Raw genomic sequence first — 23,498 nt, forward strand, 5'->3', positions numbered from 1 at the left:
ATCACACGGCCCACCTCGTCATTGCGAGCCAGAGGCGAAGCAATCTACCCTTTGACGGGCACGCGCCCGGATTGTTTTACTGCGTTCACAATGACGAAGAGGGCAGAGGCTCGATTCTCAACCCTCCAGCATGCCACTGAACTCCGGATGCCGGCTGGCGTAGGCCGCCATGAAAGGGCACTTCGCGACGACACGGACGCCCTCGGCCCGGAGGATTTGGAAGACACCGTCGGCGAGCCTCGTGCCTATCCCGCGTCCCGAAAGCTCCTGCGGCACCTCGGTGTGAAGGAGGGTCAGCCGATTGCCGTCCCGCCTGTAATACGCGACAGCGACCGAGTCTTCCAACGCGAGCTCGAACCTGTTCTGGGACGGGTTGTCGACGACATCACGGGGCCGATCAGGCGTCTTGTGGCCGGGCGGTGCCCCTGCGTGGTCGGAATGTTCGAACGAGACGGGATCGCTCGCCGGAAACGAATCTTCGAGTGCGCTGTCCAAGCGACTGTCCGCTTTCGGATCGGAGCCAGGTTTCTCACGAGGATCAGGCATGATCTTCACCATTTTGCTTGGTCACTGTAGGACGAGCTCGGCACGTTGTCAGCTGATCTCGGGAAGGGCGGCTTTCTCCCACATTCCATCAAAAATCCGCAGGCGGCAGCTCCATCGTCCCGGTGCGAAGATATCGCACGTGCCAGCTGAGCGCCTCGTCGAGCAGGTGCGGCGTGTGCAGGCCCGGAGCACCTTTCACGGCGCGTTCGAAATAATCCTCGAGCATGGGTCGATAACGTGGATGAGCGCATTGTGCGATGATGCGTTCCGCGCGCTGCCGCGGCGCGAGACCGCGCAAGTCCGCGAGCCCCTGCTCGGTCACGATGACCTGCACGTCGTGCTCCGTATGATCCACGTGCGATGCCATGGAAACGATGCAGGAGATCGACCCACCCTTTGCAATCGACGGGGTCATGAAGATCGAGATGAATGCGTTCCTCGCGAAATCGCCCGAGCCGCCAATCCCGTTCATGATGCTCGACCCCATGACGTGCGTCGAGTTCACGTTGCCGTAGATATCGGACTCGATCATGCCGTTCATCGCGATCACGCCCAGCCGTCGTACGATCTCGGGGTGATTGCTGATCTCCTGCGGCCGCAGGACGATTCTTTTTCGGAAATCCTCGATTCCGGCCTCGAATCTTGCCGCTGCTTCAGAGCTGAGGGAGAGAGCGGTTGCCGAGGCGGAGGTCAGCTTGCCCGACGCGATCAGGTCGAGCATCCCGTCCTGCAGCACTTCGGTATAGGCCGTCAGTCCCTCGAACGGTGCTTCCTGAAGGCCCGCGAAGACGGCATTGGCGACGTTTCCCACCCCGGACTGCAGCGGCAGCAAGGAGGGTGGGACCCGACCCCGGCGAACCTCGTGCTCGAGGAACTCGATCACGTGCCCGGCGATCAGGCGGGAGGTTTCGTCGGGCTGCGCGAATTTCGTGTTCCGGTCGGGCCGATCCGTCTCGACGATCGCTACGATCTTGGCCGGATCGCACAGAAGGTAGGGGCTGCCGATGCGATCATTCGGATGAGACAGCGGGATCGGCTCACGGTCGGGCGGCAACCGGGTTCCATAGTAGATATCATGCATACCCTCGAGCCCGAGGTTCTGCCGGTGATTGACTTCGAGGATGACTTTGTCGGCCTCGTCGAGCCACGTCTTGTTGTTGCCCACGGAAGATGACGGGATGAGCCGTCCTCCGTCGAGTACGGCTGCCACCTCGACGATGGCGACATTCAAATGGCCGAGAAAGCCGAACCAGACGAATTGGGCGACATGGGACAGATGGATATCGATGTATTCCATGCTCCCCGCATTGATCCGCTCTCGGCAGGTCGGGTCCGACTGATACGGCAATCGAAGCTCGATTCCGTCCACCTTGGCCAGGGCTCCATCGAGCTCGGGGGCCGTCGAGGCGCCCGTCCAGACGCCGATCCTGAACGGCTGACCGCTTCCCTGCTCGGCCAGGATGCGGCGGGCGAGCGCCGATGGAACCTCCTTCGGATAGCCTGCGCCGGTGAAGCCGCTCATGCCCACGTTGGAGCCGGGCTCGATAAGTGCCGCTGCCTCGTCCGCCGACATGATCCGGTCGCGCAGCGCCGGGTCGAGAATTCGAGATTGCACAGCCATGGTGACTGTTTCTCCTCTTCGACGTGGTCAGCGGTGCTGCGAGGCGCCGCCCTACCCCGTATGCGCAGGCAAACCCGACAAGGACGTTGCTCCGTGAAACCGCAGTCCTGCTATTGCCGAGGCAGGCGGATGACAGCTCAGCCCGCATGACCGCTACCGTCCGGCGGAGCCGGCTTCATTAGGACAACTGACGTGAGGTGTGTCGGGTTCGCCGAGGAGCTCACGCCTTTCCGTCACGGCTCGTCGCCAATGCGCGCAACGCATCCGACGTCGCAGCATCCGCGGGCAGAAACGCCTCCACGGCGAGTTCCGACAACGTGACATCGATGGGCGTGCCGAAGACCGTCGTCGTCGAGAGGAACGAGAGCACGCCTTGCGGGGTCCGGAGCTGCAGCGGAACCACGAGACCTGCATAAGAATCCACGTTTCCGTGCGGCCCTGATTCGCGGTCGGATGAATACGCCAGGAGCTCGCTCCTGAGCCTGGAGAGAACCGGATCCGCGGTGACTTCGATCTGGCGGTGAAGCCGGTCCATTAGGTGCGCACGCCATTCCGCCAGGTTGGCAATCAGCGGTGCAAGGCCTCCCGGATGAAGGCTCAAGCGAAGCACGTTGATGGGCGGCTCCAGCAAGCTTCGATCGGAGACGCCAGCCAGCAACGGCGGCAATGCGGCATTCGCCAGAACGAGGTTCCAGTGGCGGTCGACCGCAAGGGCGGGAAACGGCGTATGGGCCTTGAGCACCAGATCGATCGCCGCACGAGCGGGAGCCATGGCCGGATCGTCGAGCGAGCGTTCCGGGAAAAGGGGTGCATAGCCGGCCGACAGCAGCATCATGTTTCGCTCGCGGAGAGGAACGTCCAACCGCTCCGCCAGATTCAGCACCATCTCGCGACTGGGAACCGATCTCCCGCTCTCCACAAAACTGAGGTGCTTCTGCGAGATCTCGGCCTCGAGCGCGAGATCGAGCTGGCTCATGCGGCGACGTTGTCGCCAAGTACGGAGATGATCGCCAAGCGGTCGAACGGATACGGAGGACATGAGCCCATCATAGGGGAGCGAGGTCCCCGGCCCAATTACCTCCGGCTTAATCGACCTGCACCGGCACTCCCGTCATCCTCCACGCGATCTCACACCATCAAGGAGATGATCGATGCCGAAAATCCACCCTTCTCCGTTCCTGCGCTATGCCCTTCTCGGCGACGCCGTGGCGAGTGGCGCCATGGGACTTCTGTCCCTCGGCGGCGCGGGACTCCTCGCCGCGCCGTTGGGATTACCGGAGATGCTGCTGCGCATGACAGGCCTCATCCTCGTCCCCTATGCAGCGGCAGTCGCCTGGCTCGGCACGCGCCCGGTCGCGTCCGCGTCGCGGTGGGCCGTATGGGCCGTCATTGCCGCGAACGTGATGTGGGTCGTCGACAGCGCCATCCTGCTCCTGGCGGGGTGGGTCTCTCCAACGAGCCTCGGAACGGCGTTCGTGATCCTTCAGGCGGTCGTGGTGGCAGGTTTCGCGGAGGCGCAGTTCATCGGCATCCGCCGCGCAGAGCGCCCCATGACGCCTGCACTCGCGTAGTTGACGCTCACATGCACGGAGGGCGCCTCGACGGCGCCCTCCGATGCGTGGCGATCAGTCGAGATGGAACTTCGCGAGCTCGCGATGCTCACCGTGAATGCGACGCACCGTTCCGGTCGCGGAGCGATAGACGATGGTCTCGGTCTCGATCACCGTCGGTCCGAATTTCACACCTTTCAGGAGCGCACCGTCCGTCACGCCGGTCGCCGCTACGATGACGTCGCCCCGGGCGAGGTCGGTCATGTCGTATTTGCGCTCCGGATCGGTGACGCCCATCTGGGCTGCGCGTCTCCGCTTCTCCTCCGTATCGAGGATCAGGCGAGCCTGCATCTGCCCTCCGATGCAACGCAGCGCACCGGCCGCGAGGACACCTTCGGGAGCCGCGCCGATCCCGAGATAAATATCAATTCCCGTCTCTCTGGGGTTTGTCGTGAAAATCACGCCGGCCACATCGCCATCGGAAATTAGGCGAACGCCTGCGCCCGTTTTCCGAATCGCGGCAATCAGATCCGTGTGCCGCGGACGATCAAGGACGAGGGCGGTGATCTCGGACGGCTTCACGCCCTTCGCCTTGGCGAGGGACTGGATGTTGTCCTCGGGTGACGCATCCAGGTCGACGACACCGTCCGGGTATCCCGGTCCGACCGCGATCTTGTGCATGTAGACGTCCGGTGCCGCCAGAAGCGTGCCGGCCTCCGCCATCGCCATCACCGCGATCGAGCCCGGCATGTCCTTCGCGCAGAGGGTCGTCCCTTCGAGCGGATCCACGGCGATATCAACCTTGGGCCCCTGCCGGTTGCCGACCCGTTCGCCGATGAACAGCATCGGCGCTTCGTCCCGCTCGCCCTCGCCGATCACGACCGTCCCATCGATGGGGAGCTTATTGAGCTCCCGCCGCATGGCGTCGACCGCTGCCTGATCAGCGGCCTTCTCGCTGCCTCGTCCGCGCAGGCGCGCGGAGGCGACGGCTGCCCGTTCGGTGACCCGGACCAGTTCGAGAGTCAGGATGCGTTCGATGATCAGGCCGGGCTGAACCGTGATGCCATGCGACATGGGCGGGGCTTCTCCGTATTGGACATGCGGCCGGACGGCCGCCTCACCGATCATGGGTCCGATCGGGAGATCAGGACCATAGTATACGTCCGTAGCACGTTGCAGGAGAGTGGAAACTGCTCCCTGGGCCGTCCTACTCGCGCTCGATGCGGATGACTTGGGGCGGCTCGACCGTGAGGCCATCCCCGATGATCTGCTCCACGGCGGACCGGATGGCGGATTCGGAGGCGGCGTAGGTAATGAGGACGAGCGGAACGGGCGCGCCGGACCGGCCGTGCGGATCCTGGCTGGCCGCCAGCTCCGAACGCTTCTGGAGAATGCTCTCGATCGAGATATCCGCCTGGGCCATCCGGGTCGCGACGCCGGCCGCGACGCCTGGCCGGTCATGGACCGTGAAGCGGATATAATAGCCGCCCTCGTGCCGCTGCATCGGCGCGCGGGTCGCCACTTCGAGCTGATCGATCGGCCGGCCGAAGGACGGCGAGACCTGTCCGGCGGCGACATCGGCGACATCCGCCACGACCGCCGAGGCCGTGGCCTCACCGCCGGCGCCAGGCCCGATGAGAGTCAACTCACCCACGGCGTCGGCATCGATCGTCACCGCATTCGTCACGCCCATGACCTGGGCGATCGCCGAATCCCGGGGAACCATCGTGGGGTGCACGCGCTGCTCGATTCCGGTGCGGGTCCGCTCGGCAACGCCCAGCAGCTTCACCCGGTAGCCGAGTTCGCGTGCCATCGAGAGATCGAGCGGCGTGATCTTCGAGATTCCCTCGACATAGATCGCATCGGCGTCGATCTGGGTGCCGAACGCGAGGCTCGTCAGGAGTGCGAGCTTGTGCGCCGTGTCGAATCCTTCCACGTCGAAGGTCGGATCGGCCTCTGCGTAGCCGAGGCGTTGGGCTTCCGCCAGGCAATCGGCAAAAGTCAGCCCCTCCGTCTCCATCCGGGACAGGATGTAATTGCACGTCCCGTTCAGGATGCCATAGATCCGCCCGACCCTGTTGCCGGGCAGCCCCTCACGGAGCGTCTTCACGACCGGAATCCCGCCCGCGGCGGAAGCCTCGAAGGCAAGCGCGAGGCCGCGGCTTTCGGCCGCCCGCGCGAGGTCCAGGCCGTGCCGCGCAAGGAGCGCCTTGTTGGCCGTCACCACGTGCTTGCCGCTCGCGAGCGCGGTCTCGACCGTGCTTCGGGCAGCTCCCTCGGCGCCCCCGAGGAGTTCCACCACGCAGTCGACGTTTTCGTTCCTGGCGAGGTCGACCGGATCGTCGAACCACTCATAAGCGGACAGATCGAGGTTCCGGTCCTTGCTGCGGTTGCGGGCGCTCACCGCCGTCACGCGGACCGGACGTCCGCAACGTCCGACCAGGACATTGTTCTGCCGCGCGATCATTCGCACGACCGAACTACCCACAGTTCCGAGGCCGGCGACGCCGATCCGAAGCGCTTCAGTCACGAGAGAGCCCTGTTCGAAGATGACGCGGGCTCTTTACGGGACGGCATGCCACCTTGTCCATGCGGACCCCTTCCGGGAAGAGTCCAACCGGACCGGCCGGAAGCCCTTCGAGTGCTCCACTCGTCTCTGACGAGGCTGGGGGAGACCGACCCGGCTCTGGCGCTTGCCGTCTCAGGAGCCCACGCGGGCGAGCGGGACCACGTTGTGGAGCGTCTGGTCCGCCGTCTCGAAGAAGCGCCTGATATTGCGGGCAGCCTGCCGGATGCGCTGCTCGTTCTCGACAATGGCGATACGAACGTATTCATCGCCGTGCTCGCCGAATCCGATTCCCGGTGCGACCGCAACATCGGCCTTCTCGATGAGAAGCTTCGAGAACTCGAGGCTGCCCATTCCCTGGAAGCGCTCGGGAATCTTGACCCAGGCAAACATGGAGGCAGACGGCGACGGGATATGCCAGCCGGCCTTTCCGAACGATTCGATCAGGACGTCACGGCGGCGGCGATAGGTCGCCCGCATCTCCCGAATGCAGTCGTCAGGCCCGTTCAGGGCGGCCGTGGCAGCGACCTGAACCGGAGTGAATGCGCCGTAATCGAGATAGGACTTCACGCGCGCGAGTGCCGCGAGGAGGCGTTCGTTTCCGACCGCGAAACCGATTCGCCAGCCGGCCATCGAGAAGGTCTTCGACATCGACGTGAATTCCACCGCGACGTCCATGGCGCCCGGGACTTCGAGGACCGACGGAGGCGGCGATTTCTCGTCGAAGAACACCTCGGCATAGGCGAGATCCGAGAGCAGAATCAGCTCGTGCTTCTTCGCGAACGCAACGAGGTCCCTGTAGAAATCCAGAGAGGCCACCATCGCCGTCGGATTCGACGGATAGCAGACCACGAGGGCGATCGGGCGCGGAATGGAATGCGCGACGGCTCGTTCGGCCGCTGAAAAGAAATCAGGGCTGGGCTCCGCCGGGACCGACCGGATCACTCCGCCGGCCATCAGAAACCCGAAGGCGTGGATCGGATAGCTCGGATTGGGCACGAGGACGACATCACCCGGGGCGGTGATCGCCTGGGCCATGTTCGCGAAGCCCTCCTTGGAGCCGAGGGTCGCGACAACCTGTGTCTCCGGGTTGAGCTTCACCCCGAAGCGACGGGCATAGTAGCCGGCCTGCGCGCGCCGGAGCCCGGCGATACCTTTGGAGGCCGAGTAGCGATCCGTCCGCGGCTTGCCGACGGTCTCGACGAGCTTGTCGATGACGTGCTGGGGCGCCGGGAGATCCGGATTGCCCATTCCTAGATCGATGATGTCCGCGCCGCCTGCCCGTGCAGCCGCCTTGATCCGGTTCACCTGTTCGAAGACGTAAGGCGGCAATCTCTTGATGCGGTGGAAGTCGGACATGGAGCGTATCCCCGGCGCAGTCTCTGTGGCGCGTCACATTCGTTTAACACCGGCGCCGTAAGGCGCCAGCCCCGCCGGAATTCCGGAATGCATCTTCAGGGCTGAGTCGCCGGGACCGGTCGTCGCACGGACGTTTCGGCAGGCTTCGGGGCAGGCGTCGCGCCGGCCTCGCGTGCTGCCTGGGCGGCAGCCTCGTTCCGGCTGCGGACCGTGTCGAGCTCAGACTCGACCGCCTTCACCTCATCTGCCGTCCGGGCCGGCGTCTTGCGCCGATCCGGTGTCCCGACCGGAATGTAGTCGAGCTTTTCCGGGCGCGTGCTCGCCACGAAATCCGGCGTTTCGGCCGGCGGCGGGCCTCCTCCGACGGCAGCCACGATGTCCCGGACCGGATTGGCATCGCCCGAGCACCCGCCCAGGAACGGCACTACGGCGAGCACTGCACACCCTCCCCGCAGGAGGAAGGATCGACCGAAGGGGACTGGCATGGTTCGAAGGCGCTCGCTCTAGCCACGAAAGCGGATGGACCGCTAAAATGTCGGAAAGGGAGATCATCGGCAATGCCGGTGGAGGGAACAGCCCAATGGACAAGCCGCAGGCAGATGCGAACGAGACTCTGCCGGTCCCCAATTTCGACGTGCTGTCACAGAACATGGCCAAGCTCGTCGAGGAGGCCGGGAAGGCGACCGCTGCCTACATCCGTCCATTCGAGCAGCGCGAGGCCAAGCCCGGCCTTGCCGATCAGGTCGCCGAAGCCGTCAGTACCCTGGGCCGTGTTGCCGAATTCTGGCTGGTCGAGCCGCAACGGACGATCGAGGCGCAGGCGAGGATCGGCTCGAAATTTCTCGAGCTCTGGACCTCGACGCTGAAGCGCGCCAATGGCGAGGCGGCCGAGCCGATCGTCGAGCCCGCTCCGAAGGACGGGCGCTTCCAGGATCCGGAATGGGCGGAGAATCCCATCTTCGACTTCCTGAAGCAGGCCTACCTGATCACGACGGAATGGGCGGAGAGGCTTGTCGACGAGGCCGATGGCCTCGATGACCATACCCGTCACAAGGCCGCATTTTACGTCAGGCAGATCTCGAGCGCGCTGTCACCGTCCAATTTCGTCGCCACCAATCCGGAACTCATCCGGGAGACGATCAAGGAGAACGGCGCCAATCTTGTACGCGGCATGAAGATGCTCGCGGAAGATATCGAGGCAGGACGTGGAGAACTGAAGCTCCGGCAAACCGATCCGAGCCGCTTCAAGGTCGGCGTCAATCTCGCAAACACGCCCGGCAAGGTCGTCTTCCGCAACGAGTTGATCGAGCTGATCCAGTACAGCCCTTCGACCGAGACGGTGTTGAAGCGCCCTCTCCTGATAGTGCCACCATGGATCAATAAATATTACGTGCTCGATCTGAATCCGGAGAAGAGCTTCATCCGCTGGGCAGTCTCGCAGGGCCTTACGGTCTTCTGCATGTCCTGGGTGAACCCGGACGAGCGGCACGCCGAAAAAAGTTTCAGCCACTACATGCGCGAGGGGATCTTCGCGGCGCTCGAGGCGATCGAAACGGCCACGGGCGAACGTCAGGTCAATACCATCGGTTACTGCGTGGGCGGAACGCTCCTGGCCGTCGCCCTCGCCTATATGGCCGCGCAGGATGACGACCGGATTGCCAGCGCGACGTTCTTCACGACGCAGGTCGATTTCACGCATGCAGGCGATCTGAAAGTCTTTGTCGACGAAGCCCAGATCCACGCGACCGAGGTCACGATGAAAATGCGCGGGTATCTCGAAGGCTCGCGTATGGCCAATGCCTTCAACATGCTGCGGCCGAACGACCTGATCTGGCCCTATGTCGTCAACGTGTATCTGAAGGGTCACTCACCCTTCCCCTTCGACCTCTTGTACTGGAATTCCGATTCCACGCGAATGCCTGCCGCCAACCACGCGTTCTACCTCCGCAACTGCTATCTGGAGAACAAGCTCGCGCGCGGCGAAATGGAGATCGATGGCGTCATCCTCGATCTCGGAAAGGTCACAATTCCCGTCTTCAACCTGGCAGCCCGGGAGGATCACATCGCCCCTGCCCGTTCCGTGTTTCTCGGATCCAAATTGTTCGGAGGTCCGGTGGAATACGTTCTGGCCGGATCCGGTCACATTGCGGGCGTGGTCAACCCGGTCAGTCGGCCCAAATACCAGTTCTGGACGGGCGGCAAGGTTGCAGGTGAGCTCGAAGACTGGATTGCCGATGCGACCGAGCACCCCGGCACGTGGTGGCCCTACTGGTTCGAATGGATTGAGAAACAGGCCCCCGAACGGGTCGCCGCTCGGGAGCCGGGCGCCGGGCCGCTGCCTGCCCTGTGCGACGCCCCGGGCACCTATGTCATGATCCCGTCCTGACGAGCATTTCTGCACCGCGGTTCTGACGGTTTGGCAGGGGCAGATCGAAGAGCGGCGAGCCGCACTCGAGATCTCGACCGGTCAAATTCTCCGCGTCGGATTACGAGCTCGGCTCTGGGCGCCCAACGCGGGCCGGCACCATCCGTGACGAAGTCAGGGGCAAATCGTGCGGCTGCGCTCCTGCCATCCCCAGCCGGGAATGAACTCGTCCGCGCGCTCCTCATAGCACCGCCGTTCCACGATGACGCGACGGCGGGGCGGCGGCGGAGCCACATAGACCGGCTCCGGTTCGACATAGACGGGAGCTGGAGCGGCGTATACGGGTGCTTGGCTTGCCGCGATGGCGCCGCCGACCGCGAGGCCGCCGAGGACTCCGAGAGCCGCGGCAGCGCCGGGAGAAAGCCGGTCCCGCGCCAGGACCGGATTGACGGCTGCGAGGCTCACAGTGACCGCGAGAGCGGCCATGCCTGCGCGGAAGGAGATCTGGGATTTCATGGATCGTACCCTCGAGGCTCGATGGCTTGCGGGCCGTGCGATACGCACAGGCCCACGAGCCTGCAGCATGGGAGGAAAAATCTCTCCAAATGCTGAACGAGGGTCGGCGCGATCGATCTCGAAACGCGCCAATGAGGCTCACGCGTCGTGGCCTCATCCACGGACGCGGCAGAATGCGCTGCGGGGCCGGCCCGGCCCCGCAACCTCACGACCAGCGTCGTCTAGCTCGCGCGGATCGCGCCGACTTCCCTGCCCTTGCGGCCTTCGACGATGCGGACCATCACGTTCTGCCCGGGCGCAAGTTCACCGAGACCCGCCCGACCCACGACGGAGCGGTGTACGAACAGGTCCTTGGCTTCGCCATCCACGGCGACGAATCCGAAGCCCTTGACGGGGTCATACCACTTCACGCTGCCCGAGACTTCGGGCGCATCGGCGAGATCAGCGGAATTGAACGGTGCTGGGCTCGACCGAGGGCCGCCGCCACGGTCGCGGTCGCCCATCGGACGCGGACCGCGGCGCGTCTCTGGCTCCGCGGTGCTCGTGTCGACGTTGAGAACTTCGGTGACCTGCGCGCCCTTCTGGCCCTGCCCGACGCGCACCGTTAGGGTGGTGCCTGGTTCCAGGGTCTGATGACCAGCGGCCTCGACGGCCCGAATGTGGAGGAAAGCCTCGCCCGAACCGTCCAGAAGCTGGACGAATCCGAACCCCTTTTCTCCATTGAACCACTTAACCGTCGCCTGGATCTCGGGTCCCGACGCCATCGACATGCGCGCAGGGCGCATCGGCGGTCTATCGAATGAGGGCGGCGGTGCGAAATCGCCTCCCCACGGATCTCCCGGCTGGTCGCCAAAACGACGCCTACGGTCGCGATGATCACTGCCTCGGCCCATATGTCATCCTGATCTTGAAAACACGGATTTGCGCGTCGCTGAACGCACCCTGCACCCGTGTCCCCCCATCGGGGAGTGTGGCTGCCGTGTGTTCAATCCGCGAATCCTAACCGTTGTGGTGCTTTTGCTGGTCGAGGCGCTGAAACCTGATCCGAAGATCCCGTGTCCCGCCAACGCCATCTCGTCCTTAATGAGTGCCCCAAGTCACCGCAACCGCGCCGTGCCTCGGATCGCCGCTTCGTGCCGTAAGCGCCCGCAGGACGCTAAGGAACTAAACGATTGAACGAGATCGATCAAGACGTCGCAGGACGAGAACCCTACTTCTAAAGGACATTTCTGCGAGAGGCCGCGCATTCTCTCGCCTGGACCGGGTCGGGGCCATCTCGGGATGCTGGCGCCGGGTCCGGCCCTTGCGTCGGGACATCGGAGGAGAAGCGCTGTTTCAGCCTGCGGCCTTCTGCATGCCATTGCGACGGTCGAGGCGGTTGAGGCGTGCTCGGGCATGAACCGCTCCGAGCCGAAAGCGGGCCGACCGGATCTCGTCTCCGCTGCGCTCACGACGCAGGTCGTCGATCAATTCGATGACCTGATCGATCCTCGCGAGAAGTTCCTTGCTGCCTGTATTCTGCGGATTGCGCTGCATGCCGACGACTCTTTCTGAGTCCGGAGTAACCGTTTGGGCGCTTCAACCGAATGAATACGGCAGCCCCGCGTCAAAGCTGCGGCGCCGTCAAGACATCATCCCGCGACCGGGAATTCGGCCCCACACGCCATGGTTGTCCGGACGCTATGGCATCGGACCCAGAAGTAGACTCCACTTTCGGGACCAATCCGATGCTTCGGTCCTTGAGCAGCGCGTCGTGATAAAAAGGGCGGTCCGGAGACCGCCCTTCCGCCTGCATCAGCCCCCACAGGTCGTTGACCGGTGTCTACATGACGCCCCGACGAATGCATCTCAGGGAATTACCTAAGGACTGTTCCGAGTTGCCTGTCCGGATTGCCCAGGCTGATCGACTCGGACATTGCAGCTTGTCCGTTCCAGGATGACGTCTCTGGCCAAGGCAGCTATTCATCGATGGTGGAGCAGGACTCGCTCTCGCCTCCCGTGGCCGACAGGCCCCGAGGCCGGCCAATATTTCAGGAACCGTCGGCGGCGGAGAGATTTCGACTGCCCGGACGCTCTTTGCGAAAGGGCGACATGTGAACCGCTTACGTGCAACCAGTTGAACCGATATCTGAACGGAGCCGCCGATGCCTTTCGATTCCGCCATCATTGATGCTCTTCGGGTCGTTACGACGGCCACTCTCACGACCGTGCTGCTCAAGAAGGGTCTTCGGCGCTGCTGGATGAGAGGCCCGAGGCCCTTCTTCCACGCCACGGAGCGTGTGGTCGGTCCTGCCTTCACCTTGCGGTTCGTTCCCGCGCGCGAAGACCTCGCAACGCCGGAATCCTGGTCGTCACCTCGCTCCACCCGGGCCGCCATCGAGGACATGCCGCCCGGCTGCATTGCGGTCGTCGATGCCATGGGAGCCCTCGAGGCAGGCATCTTCGGTGATATCCTCGCGGCTCGGATGCACAAGCGGGGAGTTGCCGCTCTGGTGACTGATGGCGTCATGCGGGACGGAGCGGGTGTCGAAGGGACAGGGCTGCCCGTCTGGTGCAACGGCGTCGCGGCTCCGGCCTCGGTTGCGGGATTGACCTTCGTGGGCTGGCAGGAGCCGATCGGGTGTGGCGGCGTCGCCGTGTTTCCGGATGATCTCGTGGTCGCAGATGGCGACGGTGCAGTGGTGATCCCCTCTGCGCTGGTCCCGGAGATCGCGAAAGCTGCGGTCGAGCAGGAGCACCTCGAGGCGTGGATCATGAGAGAGGTCGAAAAGGGCACTCCGCTCCCTGGGTTGTACCCGCCGAACGCCGAAACCAGGGCCCGCTACGAGGCCGAGACGAAGCGGAGCTGAAATTGTTCACAGCCTCGAAGGTCCTCTGGTTTTTCGCAACGCCTTCGAACCTCCTGCCAAGCCTCGTTCTGCTCGGAATCGCCTTGCAATCGGTCAAGCGTGTCCGGTGGTGGGGGGCCGCGCTTGCATCGGCCGCTGCTCTCCTCGTCCTGGCAGCAGGCCTCTCGCCACTCGCGAACTGGGTCATCGTCCCGCTCGAGGAGCGTTTCCCACCCACTCCTGTCGCGGACGGGACGATTGCTGGTGCGATCGTGCTCGGAGGAAGCGTGCAGGCTGAAGATAGCTTCGCCCGCGACCAGCTCCTGATCAACGAGGCTGGCGAGCGCGTATTGGCCATGGCGGACCTCGCGCGGCGCTATCCCGAAGCAAGGATCGTGTTTGCAGGCGGAAGTGGAGCGATCCTCGAGGGTAATATCGCCGAAGCAGCCGCGATCGCCCGGTTCGCGGACACCCTGGGGATCTCGCCCGAGCGCATCCTGTTCGAGGAGCGTTCGCGCACCACCCGCGAGAACGCCTTCTACACGCGCGAACTCGTCCGGCCGGAGGCAGGAGAACGTTGGCTTCTCGTCACCTCGGCGTGGCACATGCCCCGTGCCGTCGGGGTCTTCCGGAAGGCCGGGTTCGAGGTCACACCCTATCCGGTCGATTACCGCACGATGGGTGACGTCGCGCGATGGCGTCCCTTCGCGACCGCATCCGACGGCCTGCGGCGGCTCGATCTTGCCGCCAGGGAGTGGGTAGGGCTCATCGCGTACCGGATCGCCGGCTACACGGATCAGCTGTTCCCGGGTCCGTCGGATGGAAGCGAAAGCCGATAAACGCCTTTGAAACTGCCCGGATCGACGGGCTTGCCACGCCGCAGGATCACGATCTTGCCGGCTTTCATCAATTCGACGGCGATGCGCCGTAGCGGCTGCATCAGCGGCCCCCATCCGCCCGGCTGCGGCCCTCCGACAATACGGGCGATTTCCGACGGATCCACCGTGCGGCCTGCCCCGCGCTCGGCGACGAGTCGGAGGACCGTGACCCGGAGTTGTTCCTGGACGTTCGGTGGGATCACGCCAACTCTCACTCTTCACAGCCCATGCACGTGACACCGATGCTCCCGAAGGAAATCCGGATCACGGGTTCGGCCCGATAATACCGGGTATCATGTCTTTTCGTCGCGCAACACGGCCTCGCGCGCATCGGACAGGAACTGACGTCGCCACATGACATAGAGCACTGCGGCCGTGGTCCCCAGGAGCACATAGGCGCTGATGAACCAGCCGAGATAGGCAAGAGCGAAGAAGAACGCCCTCTGACCGCGGTTGAAATGCCGTCCAGCCACGGTGTTCATTGCAGCAGCACGCCGCGCCGCAGCCAGAACCTTCTCTTCGTTGTCGGGACGCAGAATCGGTACGGCGCCGAGCAGAATGGCCGCATAATTGAAGAGCCTGTAGGACCAGGCAAATTTGAAGAACGCGTAGACGAAGATCACCGCGAGACCGATGACCTTGATCTCCCAGGAGCCTCTCGTGGTCGGCTCGCCGAGCGGAAGCTCCCCGACAAGGGTCAGGACGACGTCGGTCGATTGGAGCAGCGCGAGCACGCCGCCGATCGCGATCAGGGCGGTCGAGGCGAAGAAGGCCGTTCCGTTCTGGAGCGAAGCCATGATCGTCGTATCGACGATCCGGTTCTCGCGATGCGCCATCTGCTCCATCCACTGGAGGCGATAGCGGTTCATGAGGATGTTGAGCCCGCGTGCGCCGGCCGGCATGCGCTCGACGGCAACATGATAGCTCAGCCACGCCGCGATGAAGGCTGCGAGCGCGACGATGTCGACCCATTTGAACAGAGCGGTTTCTCCGGGTTGATTTCAGCTCCGACCTGGCCCAGCAATGGGCGGCGACAAGCGAGGCCGATCATGCCCCAGACGATAACCCGCGGCTACAAGACCCTGCTCGAGGAAGCAAACGCGAAAGTCGAAACGATTCCGGCGTCGGACGCGATACAGCTTCTCAACAGTGGCGATGCCGTGTTCGTGGATTTGCGCGATCCGCGGGAACTCGAGCGGGAGGGGCGCATGCCGGGGGCCTTTCATTGCCCACGCGGGATGCTGGAATTCTGGATCGATCCGGACAGTCCCTATCACAAGAAGGTTTTTGCGCAGGATAAGCAGTTCGTCTTCTTCTGCGCAGGCGGATGGCGATCGGCCCTTTCGGCTGCAACCGCGAAGGACATGGGCCTGAAACCCGTCGCGCATCTCGGCGGGGGCTTCGCGGCCTGGAAGGAGGCCGGAGGGCCAATCGAACTCGAAAGTCCCTCCAAGGAATCGTCGTGAAAAATTCGCGGCCTGCGTCGGATTGTTCTCGTTCCGTCGCTATTCCCGGCGGCGGAAAATGCTTTACAGACCGACCATGGAACTCCTGACCACCACCGATGCACTGGCGCGCGCCTGCGATCAGCTTTCGGCACACCCCTTCGTAACCGTCGATACGGAGTTCCTGCGCGAGACGACCTACTATCCGAAGCTCTGCCTGATTCAGCTGGCAGGGCCCGATAGCGCCATCCTGGTCGATCCGCTTGCCCCCGGGCTCAGTCTCGAACCATTCATCGCCCTCATGGCCGACAAGAGAACCGTCAAGGTTTTCCATTCGGCGCGCCAGGATCTCGAGATCATCTGGAACATGGCAAGGCTCCTGCCGGAGCCCCTCTTCGATACGCAGGTCGCCGCGATGGTCTGCGGCTATGGCGATTCGGTATCCTACGAACAGCTCGCGCACGATCTCGCGCAGGCGCGGATCGACAAGTCTTCCCGGTTCACGGACTGGTCCCGGCGCCCGCTGACCGATGCCCAGCTCGCCTATGCGCTGTCCGACGTGACCCACCTCGTGAATGTCTACGAGCAGCTGTCGGCTCAGCTCGAGGCCAATGGCCGAACCAGCTGGCTCGCGGAGGAGATGGCGATTCTCGCCTCGCCGGAAACCTACCGGCTCGATCCCGAGACGGCATGGCGCCGCCTTGTCGGGCGTGTTCGGAAGAGCCGGGAGATCGGCGTGCTCATGGAGATCGCCGCGTGGCGCGAACGCGAGGCGCAGGCACGCGATGTGCCACGCGGCCGCATCATGAAGGATGACGCCCTCGTCGACATTGCCGTCTCGGCGCCGCGAACCGTAGAGTCCCTCGGACGGCTTCGTTCCATTCCCAATGGGTTCGAAAGATCGCGAAGCGCCTCCGATATCCTCGCGGCTGTGGAGCGCGGCCTGACCAAGGACCCCGCGACGATTCCGGTCCCGCAGCGCCCGCGGCATCGCGCCAATACGGGTGCGATCGTGGATCTCCTCAAGGTTCTCCTGAAAGCGGTTGCAGAAGCTGAAGGCGTCGCGCCGAAGATCATCGCTACGGTGGATGACCTCGAGGCGATGGCTGCCAGCGACGACGCCGATGTCGGGCCCATGCACGGATGGCGGCGAAGCCTGTTCGGCGAACGCGCCCTCGCGCTCAAGCACGGGAAGCTCGGGCTGTCGATCGAGCGCGGACGCGTCGTCCTGCGTGAGATTCCGGAACTCGCGACGTCCTGAGCAGAGCCCGTAGTTCGGCTATCTGACAGGAGCGCTCGGCTCCGCGACCATAGGTTCCGGATAACGGGAGTCGGGATCAGCTTCGCACTTCGATCCGGGGCTCGAGGTTGATCAGCCTCCCGAGCTGGCGAATCCGGCCGAACAGCCTCTCGTTGGCGAGATCTTCCAAGTGGCTGGGGAGCTGGAGGACCACCTGGCTTCCGCGCACCAGCAACGGCGTCTCCGGAAGCACCCCCTCCATGGCGACCGAGACGGGGTATGCGACGCGCATGAGCGCGGCCAGGAGGCGCGCGCGCTCCACGAAGCGAGGCCCCGCAAGCTCCTTGAGGCGCTGGCTCGCCTTTTCCGGGGCTAGTCCTTCATGGCGGAAGAAGATCGACAGCGCGAGATAGGCACGCCCCGGGTGATCGATCGCTACGAAGGCCGCATAGGCGATCATGTTCAGGCTCTGTTCGCCTCGGTAGTCCGGATGAGCTCTCCAGCCGACATCGGCAAGAAGGCATGCAGCATGGCGCAGGCGGTATTCGGTTTCTGTTTCCGGGAGACCGAGACTCTGAACGAAAGCGTCCGTCCAGGTTCGCAATTCCTCTCCATGCTGGGGAGAGCGGGACCTCAGGAGGTTGAGTTCCGACGCCGCGGCAATGAGCGGATCGCGGGCCCGCAGTTCTGCATCGAGGCAATCGTAGAGGAGCCCCTCGCGGACTCCGAGTGCCGAGACGGCAACCTCGTTGGGTTGCCCGAGACGAATGATCTCCTCGAGGACGAGCGCGCCATAGGACAGAAGCGGCCGCCGTGCTTCGGAGACCAGGTCGATGTCCTTGAGGCTCTTGGCATCGACCCGTTCGACGAGTTCCAGGAAGTCGAGACCGTCCTCCGGATTGATGCTGTAGCCGTGCATCACCGAAAGCGGGTAATCGCGCGCGGCCTGATGGAGCTTGGCGAGAGCACGCCAGGTGCCGCCGACCGCATAGAACGTCCGCCCTCGCAGCCTCTGGATCTGATGTTCCGCGCGCTCGAGCCCGTCACGCACGATTTTCTGGGCCTTCTTGGATGAGCCCCCGCTCAGATCCTGGAGGGCCAAGCCGCCCAAGGGCAGCGTAATGCCCTGCCCGATGCTGGAATCCTGAACTTCCACGAGCTCGAGGCTTCCGCCTCCCATATCGCCGACGACCCCGTTCGGAGCATGGAACCCGGAAATCACTCCCAGAGCCGATAGCTGGGCCTCTCTGGCGCCGGAAATGAGTTCCACCGGGCAGCCACAGGCCTCGGCGGCTGCGTCGAGGAAAGCCGGCCCGTTCGAGGCGTCCCGCGCTGCCGCGGTGGCCAGGACGAACAACTCCTCGACTCCCATCGTGTCGCAGAGGATCCGGAATCGGGCGAGCGCCCGCAACGCCCGCTCGACGGCCTCGTCGTCGAGGCGACCCGTCGTGAGGACATGCCGGCCGAGGCCGCAAAGGACCTTCTCGTTGTAGATCGGCGTGGGCGCCCGTGTGAGGCCCTCATAGGTGACGAGCCGGACGGAGTTCGATCCGATATCGATGATCGCCACCGGGCGCCCGACTGCAAGACGGCCCCGCGCCTCCGACCCAAGGGAGCTCACCCTAACGGCGTCCGCGTTTCGGGAGAGACTTCGGACTTGAAGTTTTGAGGGATTTTCCACGGCCCGACAGACTCGGATTCGTCATGAAATACTTGTGCGCGTTGAACGGTTCCTCTCCCGGAGCGGGCGAAATCCGCTGGCTTGCGCCGGAGGGGAGTAACGTCCAGCTCTGCTCGTTGTCCAGAAGGTTCGCGAGCATGATCTGATCCAGGACCTGCTGGTGGACGGTGGGGTTCAGGATCGGGAGCAGTGCCTCGACCCGGCGGTCGAGGTTCCGCTGCATCAGGTCGGCCGAGGAGATATAGACATGGGCCTTGGGACTCGGCAGCCCCTCCCCATTCCCGAAGGCGTAGATGCGGGTATGTTCGAGAAAGCGGCCGACGATCGATTTGACGCGGATGTTCTCCGAGAGTCCCTTGATGCCCGGCCTGAGGCAGCAGATGCCGCGCACCACGAGATCGATCTGGACGCCCGCGGCGCTGGCGTCATAGAGCGCATCGATGATCTCCGGATCGACGAGCGAATTGCACTTGCCCCAGATCGCGGCCGGGCGCCCTGCCCTGGCGTGCGCAATTTCTTCGGCGACATGCGTGAGGATGCGTTTTTTCAGCGTCAATGGCGAAACGGCCATCCGCTCGAGTTCCGCCGGCTCCGCATATCCGGTGATGAAGTTGAAGATCCGCCCGACATCACGCCCGATCACCGGGTCTGCGGTAAAGAACGACAGATCGGTATAGATGCGCGCGGTCACGGGGTGGTAGTTTCCCGTCCCGGCATGACAATAGGTGATGAGCTGCCCGGCCTCGCGCCGCACGACCAGCGACAGCTTCGCGTGCGTCTTCAGCTCGATGAAGCCGAACACGACCTGCGCGCCGGCTCGCTCGAGATTGCGGGCCCAGCGGATATTGGCTTCCTCATCGAATCGCGCTTTCAGCTCAACGAGCGCGGTCACCGACTTTCCGGCCTCCGCGGCTTCCGCGAGCGCAGCGACGATCGGGGAATCGGATGATGTCCGGTAGAGCGTCTGCTTGATCGCCACCACGTTCGGGTCGCTTGCCGCCTGGCGCAGGAACTGCACCACCGCGTCGAAGGATTCGTAAGGATGGTGGACGATGATGTCCTTCTGACGGATGGCGGCGAAGCAATCGCCGCCTTGCTCGCGAATCCTCTCCGGAAAACGCGGATTGTAGGGCTTGAACTTGAGATCCGGCCGTTCGAGCGCAACGAGTTGCGACAGCTCGTTCAAGGCCAGCATTCCCTCGACGACGAAGACCTCCTCGGGAGAAATCTCCAGTTCCTCCGCCACGAATGAGCGCAGTTCCTCCGCCATCGACGCTTCGACCTCGAGCCGGATGACGGTGCCCCGCCGGCGCTGCTTGAGGGCCGTCTCGAACAGACGCACTAGGTCTTCGGCTTCTTCCTCGACCTCGATGTCGCTGTCACGGAGGACCCGGAATCCGCCTTGGCCCTGCACGTCGTATCCGGGAAACAGGCGGCTGGTGTAGCGCAGGATGACCTGTTCCAGCGCAATGAACCGCATCGCCCCGGTTTCGGCGAAATCCGGCAGGCGGATGAATCGATCGACCTTGTTCGGCAACCGAATGAGGGCCTTCAGCAGCCTTCCGTCGCTTTGCCTTGCAAGCTTCAGAGCGAGCGATGCGCCGAGATTCGGAATGAACGGGAACGGATGAGCCGGATCGATGGCGAGCGGCGTCAGGACCGGGAAGATATAATGAAGGAAGTAATCCTCGAGCCAGGCCGCCTCGGCCCGGGTGAGGCCGCCATCGTCGACGAGGACGATCCCTTCCTGCAGAAGGTCCTCCTTCAATTCGCGCCAGCGGCGTTGCTGATCGGAGGCGAGGCTCGAGACTTCCGCCGCGATCTTGGCAAGTTGCTCGAGTGGCGTGAGACCGTCCTGTGAGGTTGTCGCGACCCCGGACTTGACCTGTCCTTTCAGGCCCGCGACGCGAACCATGAAGAATTCGTCGAGGTTGTTTGCCGAGATCGAAAGAAATCTGAGCTGCTCCAGGAGAGGGTGATTGCGGTTCGACGCCTCCTCGAGCACGCGACGGTTGAACTGAAGCCAGGACAATTCCCGGTTGACGAAGCGCTGCGGGAAGCCGCGGAGCGCCGCTCCGTCGAGCTCGATATCCGGAGAGGGGCGTGGGTCCGGCAGCTCGGTGACGACTTCGAGACCCGTGATCCCGACGGTCGTTTCCTTGATGCGGGCGCGCATGGATTCGGCACCGGTCTTCGTGGCCGACCGCGATTTTCTGGGCCGCTCCGAAACGATGTCGGGGGCGGCCGTCTCACGGCGACTCGGTTCGTCCATCACGATCCTTCACCCTCCTCTTCCACTGTCTCGAGAACCGCCGCCGCCATCGGCCGGGAGATGCGTCGGCCGCGACTCAGGGCCTCGCGGTCGAGCGCCACGACGATCTCGGCGGCACGCGCCAGAGAGCGCTCGATCCTGAGCGCAATGTAATCCACCACCGTGGTGTCGACCACGAGTTGCCGGTCCACGAAAAGCTTGACCAGGACGGCCCGCAGCAGCGCGTCGTCCGGCGGCTCTATCAGGACGCTCGGGGCAAGCCGCAACCGGGAAAGGAGGTCCGGGGTCCGGAGGTTCCACTGGTCCGGCGGAGACGACGCCGTCATGAGCACGAAGGTGCGTCGCTCGCGCGCATGATTCAGAAGGTGGAACAGCGCCGCCTCGTCTCGGTCCGACCGGTCCGGATCCTCGACCAGGATCGCACCATTCGAGACGAGGTGCGAGACGCGGCCGGGCGTCACCTCGAAGGAATCGACGGTCCATGCCTTGGACTCGGCCGCCCAGATGGCCCCGAGATGGCTCTTGCCGCTACCGCGCGGCCCCTGGAGGACGAGAACCGTATCGGGCCAATCCGGCCATCGCTCGATCATCCCGTAGGCCTGCTCGTTCGATGGGCTGACCAGGAAATCCTCCCGGTCGAAACGAGGCGCGAGCGGGAGGTCGAACGCGAGCTGCTTCGGCGTGTCACGCATCGTTCTCAGACCTCGGCAAGGCAGCCGTGCCGCCCCCACCACGATACAGACGGCTCGCGAGATAGCTCCTCAGGGCATATCGAAGCACCACTCCGACGGCCGCCGCGAGCGGTACTGCGAGAAGCAGCCCAACGAAACCGAACAGAGAGCCGAAGGCGAGCAGCGCGAACATGAGCCAGACAGGGTGCAAGCCCACCGAAGCGCCCACGAGCTTCGGAGACAGGATGTTTCCCTCGATGAACTGGCCGGCGACGAAGACGGCCAATGTCGCGAGGATCCACACCCAGTCCGGCCAGAACTGCACGATCGCGACACCGACGGACAGGATCAGCCCGGTCAGCGATCCCACATAGGGGATGAAGCTGAGAATGCCGGCGGTCATTCCGATCAGAATTCCGAAGTTCAGCCCGATCATGCTGAGGCCGACCGCGTAGAATGTTCCGAGGACGAGGCACACCGTTGCCTGGCCGCGGACGAAACCCGCCAGAGCGAGGTCGATGTCGCGCGCGATGCCGCGGATCGTGTCGCGATATTGCCGCGGCAGCCAGGAGTCGATCGTTTCGATCATGTGATCCCAGTCGATCAGCAGATAGAAGGCCACCACCGGCGTGACGACAAGCAGCGAGAACACGCCGAGGAGCGCCTGACCGCCGGACCAGAGCGACTGCAGAAACCCGCCGAACCACGCCACCCCTTGCCCGACGAGATCGCCGACCGAACGCTGAATATCCTGGAGCGTGTCTTGCCCGCCCCAGCGCTCCAGCAGCGGCCCGCCCTGCTGGACGATGAGTTGTTGAAGACGCGCAACGGTGGCGGGCAGGCGATCAACGAAGGCCGAGAGCTGGTGCGCGACGAGCGGCACGACCAGAACGAGCGCCAGGATGAACAGCAGGACGAACAGGACGAGGATGAGAATGGTCGCCCCGAAGCGCCCGATCCCCATGCGCTCCAATCGGTCCGCGAGAGGATCCAGCAGATAGGCAAGCGCGAAGCCGGCGACGAACGGCAGGAGAATGTCACGCAATACGAACAGGGCGAGCACTGTCACAGCGAGTGCCAGACCCCAGAACGCCGCCTGCCGCTGGACCGTCATTCACTGCCTTCACTCGGGGTGTTTCATCTTTGATGGTTTGTGTTTCCCTCCTCACCCGGACGCTTCGCGTCCGACCTCTCCCGCCAGGGGAGAGGTGAAGAGGGTGACGCCACACATCGCCTCTTCCTCGATGGGAGAGGTCGGCTGCGCAGCAGCCGGGTGAGGGTGGCGGCGCTACCGTAGCCGAGCACTACGCCGAAGTCACTTGTCCCCCATGTGCCGCAGCCACATCCCCATATAGGCGCCTGCGGACGCGACCGTCAGCACTGCGACGACCACCATGCCGACGTCCTCGAGCAAGCCGATCTCGATCCGGAAGGCGCTCGCCGCCAGGACCAGGGCAGCGAAACCGAGCTGTGCGAACGTGTTGATCTTGCTGATCGTCAGAGGCCGGATCTGCAGCGGCCTCGCCATGAGCCAGGACAGAACGACGGCGGCGAGGATCATCACGTCACGTGACACCACGACGATGGCGAGCCAGCCCGGCAGCACGCCGATGATCGACAGAGTGACGTAGATCGAAACGAGCAGCGCCTTGTCGGCGAGCGGGTCGATATAGGATCCGAGCTCGCTGCGCATGTCGAAGCGCCGCGCAATGAACCCGTCGATCCCGTCCGAGACTCCGGCAATGACGAAGAGCGCGAAGGCGAGGCCCCAGCGCTCCTGCAAGATCATAACGATCACGAGCGGAACGATGATCAGGCGTCCGATCGTGATCAGGTTCGGTATCGTCATGCGCTGCTGTCGTCCCTCTCTTCATTCTAAAGAGGCCCATCCGCGCTGGCGAGGGTCGAGGTCTCCTCGAGAGCGGGTGGCTTGCGTCGGCCCTCCACCCGTCTTACTCCG

The 23,498-nt window shown here is 64.0% G+C and carries 23 protein-coding genes; 6 read left to right on the forward strand and 17 right to left on the reverse strand.

Annotated features, from left to right (window positions below; all coding sequences use genetic code 11):
* Positions 1–117 precede the first annotated feature (117 nt).
* The 3 genes from BN1233_RS45905 to BN1233_RS10735 all read right to left on the reverse strand — a co-directional run bounded on the left by BN1233_RS45905 (position 118) and on the right by BN1233_RS10735 (position 3,206).
* Positions 118–546 carry a GNAT family N-acetyltransferase gene (locus tag BN1233_RS45905; protein ID WP_082145421.1) on the reverse strand — a complete coding sequence of 143 codons (429 nt, stop codon included), beginning with the start codon at positions 544–546 and terminating at the stop codon, positions 118–120.
* Between the two features lie 88 nt (positions 547–634).
* Positions 635–2,167, reverse strand: a complete 1,533-nt coding sequence (locus tag BN1233_RS10730; protein ID WP_046863535.1) for a succinyl-CoA:acetate CoA-transferase ScpC — start codon at positions 2,165–2,167, stop codon at positions 635–637.
* Positions 2,168–2,387: 220 nt separating this feature from the next.
* Positions 2,388–3,206 carry a helix-turn-helix domain-containing protein gene (locus BN1233_RS10735; protein WP_046863536.1) on the reverse strand — a complete coding sequence of 273 codons (819 nt, stop codon included), beginning with the start codon at positions 3,204–3,206 and terminating at the stop codon, positions 2,388–2,390.
* A gap of 112 nt (positions 3,207–3,318) precedes the next feature.
* Between BN1233_RS10735 and BN1233_RS10740 the strand changes: the two genes are divergently transcribed.
* On the forward strand, positions 3,319–3,738 hold the full coding sequence (locus BN1233_RS10740; RefSeq protein WP_046863537.1) for a hypothetical protein: 420 nt from the start codon (positions 3,319–3,321) through the stop codon (positions 3,736–3,738).
* 54 nt (positions 3,739–3,792) lie between these two features.
* On the opposite strand, the gene glpX is transcribed toward BN1233_RS10740, so the two are convergent.
* The 4 genes from glpX to BN1233_RS10760 all read right to left on the reverse strand — a co-directional run bounded on the left by glpX (position 3,793) and on the right by BN1233_RS10760 (position 8,079).
* Positions 3,793–4,791 (reverse strand): class II fructose-bisphosphatase, encoded by a 999-nt coding sequence (glpX, locus tag BN1233_RS10745; RefSeq protein ID WP_046863538.1) that lies wholly within the window; start codon positions 4,789–4,791, stop codon positions 3,793–3,795.
* A 133-nt stretch (positions 4,792–4,924) separates the two neighbouring features.
* Entirely contained in the window at positions 4,925–6,247 is a 1,323-nt protein-coding gene (locus BN1233_RS10750; RefSeq protein WP_046863539.1) for a homoserine dehydrogenase, read from the reverse strand.
* A gap of 171 nt (positions 6,248–6,418) precedes the next feature.
* A complete protein-coding gene (locus tag BN1233_RS10755) occupies positions 6,419–7,642 on the reverse strand; it encodes an LL-diaminopimelate aminotransferase (protein ID WP_046863540.1) in 1,224 nt (407 codons plus the stop codon).
* A gap of 95 nt (positions 7,643–7,737) precedes the next feature.
* Positions 7,738–8,079, reverse strand: coding sequence for a hypothetical protein (locus BN1233_RS10760; protein ID WP_048707717.1), 342 nt, complete (start codon positions 8,077–8,079; stop codon positions 7,738–7,740).
* Between the two features lie 143 nt (positions 8,080–8,222).
* Between BN1233_RS10760 and phaC the strand changes: the two genes are divergently transcribed.
* On the forward strand, positions 8,223–10,028 hold the full coding sequence (gene phaC / locus BN1233_RS10765) for a class I poly(R)-hydroxyalkanoic acid synthase (protein ID WP_046863541.1): 1,806 nt from the start codon (positions 8,223–8,225) through the stop codon (positions 10,026–10,028).
* A gap of 153 nt (positions 10,029–10,181) precedes the next feature.
* Here the strand turns inward: phaC and BN1233_RS10770 are convergent, their stop codons facing one another.
* The 3 genes from BN1233_RS10770 to BN1233_RS10780 all read right to left on the reverse strand — a co-directional run bounded on the left by BN1233_RS10770 (position 10,182) and on the right by BN1233_RS10780 (position 12,059).
* Complete coding sequence (locus tag BN1233_RS10770) at positions 10,182–10,523, reverse strand: hypothetical protein (RefSeq protein WP_046863542.1); 342 nt, start codon at positions 10,521–10,523, stop codon at positions 10,182–10,184.
* Between the two features lie 221 nt (positions 10,524–10,744).
* Complete coding sequence (locus BN1233_RS10775) at positions 10,745–11,416, reverse strand: cold-shock protein (protein ID WP_046863543.1); 672 nt, start codon at positions 11,414–11,416, stop codon at positions 10,745–10,747.
* A 442-nt stretch (positions 11,417–11,858) separates the two neighbouring features.
* Positions 11,859–12,059: a hypothetical protein gene (locus BN1233_RS10780; RefSeq protein ID WP_046863544.1), complete on the reverse strand. Its 201-nt coding sequence runs from the start codon at positions 12,057–12,059 to the stop codon at positions 11,859–11,861.
* A gap of 608 nt (positions 12,060–12,667) precedes the next feature.
* Between BN1233_RS10780 and BN1233_RS10785 the strand changes: the two genes are divergently transcribed.
* Both BN1233_RS10785 and BN1233_RS10790 read left to right on the forward strand, forming a co-directional pair.
* The gene (locus BN1233_RS10785; RefSeq protein ID WP_046863545.1) at positions 12,668–13,372 is read left to right on the forward strand and encodes a ribonuclease activity regulator RraA; all 705 of its coding nucleotides are present in this window, start codon (positions 12,668–12,670) and stop codon (positions 13,370–13,372) included.
* Between the two features lie 2 nt (positions 13,373–13,374).
* Positions 13,375–14,190 (forward strand): YdcF family protein, encoded by an 816-nt coding sequence (locus tag BN1233_RS10790; RefSeq protein ID WP_046863546.1) that lies wholly within the window; start codon positions 13,375–13,377, stop codon positions 14,188–14,190.
* Here the strand turns inward: BN1233_RS10790 and BN1233_RS10795 are convergent.
* Together BN1233_RS10795 and BN1233_RS10800 are read right to left on the reverse strand one after the other, a co-directional pair.
* Positions 14,148–14,432, reverse strand: coding sequence for a DUF3253 domain-containing protein (locus tag BN1233_RS10795; protein WP_063776622.1), 285 nt, complete (start codon positions 14,430–14,432; stop codon positions 14,148–14,150). The two genes, BN1233_RS10790 and BN1233_RS10795, sit on opposite strands and share 43 nt — an antisense overlap.
* Positions 14,433–14,522: 90 nt before the next feature.
* Positions 14,523–15,209 (reverse strand): DUF599 domain-containing protein, encoded by a 687-nt coding sequence (locus BN1233_RS10800; protein WP_046863547.1) that lies wholly within the window; start codon positions 15,207–15,209, stop codon positions 14,523–14,525.
* A gap of 69 nt (positions 15,210–15,278) precedes the next feature.
* On the opposite strand from BN1233_RS10800, the gene BN1233_RS10805 reads away from it, so the two are divergent.
* Positions 15,279–15,695 (forward strand): rhodanese-like domain-containing protein, encoded by a 417-nt coding sequence (locus tag BN1233_RS10805; RefSeq protein ID WP_046863548.1) that lies wholly within the window; start codon positions 15,279–15,281, stop codon positions 15,693–15,695.
* Between the two features lie 76 nt (positions 15,696–15,771).
* A complete protein-coding gene (gene rnd / locus BN1233_RS10810; protein ID WP_046863549.1) occupies positions 15,772–16,935 on the forward strand; it encodes a ribonuclease D in 1,164 nt (387 codons plus the stop codon).
* A 76-nt stretch (positions 16,936–17,011) separates the two neighbouring features.
* On the opposite strand, the gene ppx is transcribed toward rnd, so the two are convergent.
* The 5 genes from ppx to BN1233_RS10835 all read right to left on the reverse strand — a co-directional run bounded on the left by ppx (position 17,012) and on the right by BN1233_RS10835 (position 23,387).
* A complete protein-coding gene (ppx, locus tag BN1233_RS10815) occupies positions 17,012–18,535 on the reverse strand; it encodes an exopolyphosphatase (RefSeq protein WP_046863550.1) in 1,524 nt (507 codons plus the stop codon).
* A gap of 1 nt (position 18,536) precedes the next feature.
* Positions 18,537–20,867 (reverse strand): RNA degradosome polyphosphate kinase, encoded by a 2,331-nt coding sequence (locus tag BN1233_RS10820; RefSeq protein WP_074078284.1) that lies wholly within the window; start codon positions 20,865–20,867, stop codon positions 18,537–18,539.
* Complete coding sequence (locus BN1233_RS10825) at positions 20,867–21,559, reverse strand: P-loop NTPase family protein (protein ID WP_046863551.1); 693 nt, start codon at positions 21,557–21,559, stop codon at positions 20,867–20,869. Before BN1233_RS10825 ends, BN1233_RS10820 begins: the two co-directional genes overlap by 1 nt.
* Positions 21,552–22,652 (reverse strand): AI-2E family transporter, encoded by a 1,101-nt coding sequence (locus BN1233_RS10830; RefSeq protein ID WP_046863552.1) that lies wholly within the window; start codon positions 22,650–22,652, stop codon positions 21,552–21,554. Before BN1233_RS10830 ends, BN1233_RS10825 begins: the two co-directional genes overlap by 8 nt.
* 201 nt (positions 22,653–22,853) lie before the next feature.
* Positions 22,854–23,387: a CDP-alcohol phosphatidyltransferase family protein gene (locus BN1233_RS10835; RefSeq protein WP_046863553.1), complete on the reverse strand. Its 534-nt coding sequence runs from the start codon at positions 23,385–23,387 to the stop codon at positions 22,854–22,856.
* Positions 23,388–23,498: the final 111 nt, after the last annotated feature.

It is taken from the genome of Microvirga massiliensis, from assembly GCF_001006805.1.
GTDB lineage: Bacteria > Pseudomonadota > Alphaproteobacteria > Rhizobiales > Beijerinckiaceae > Microvirga > Microvirga massiliensis.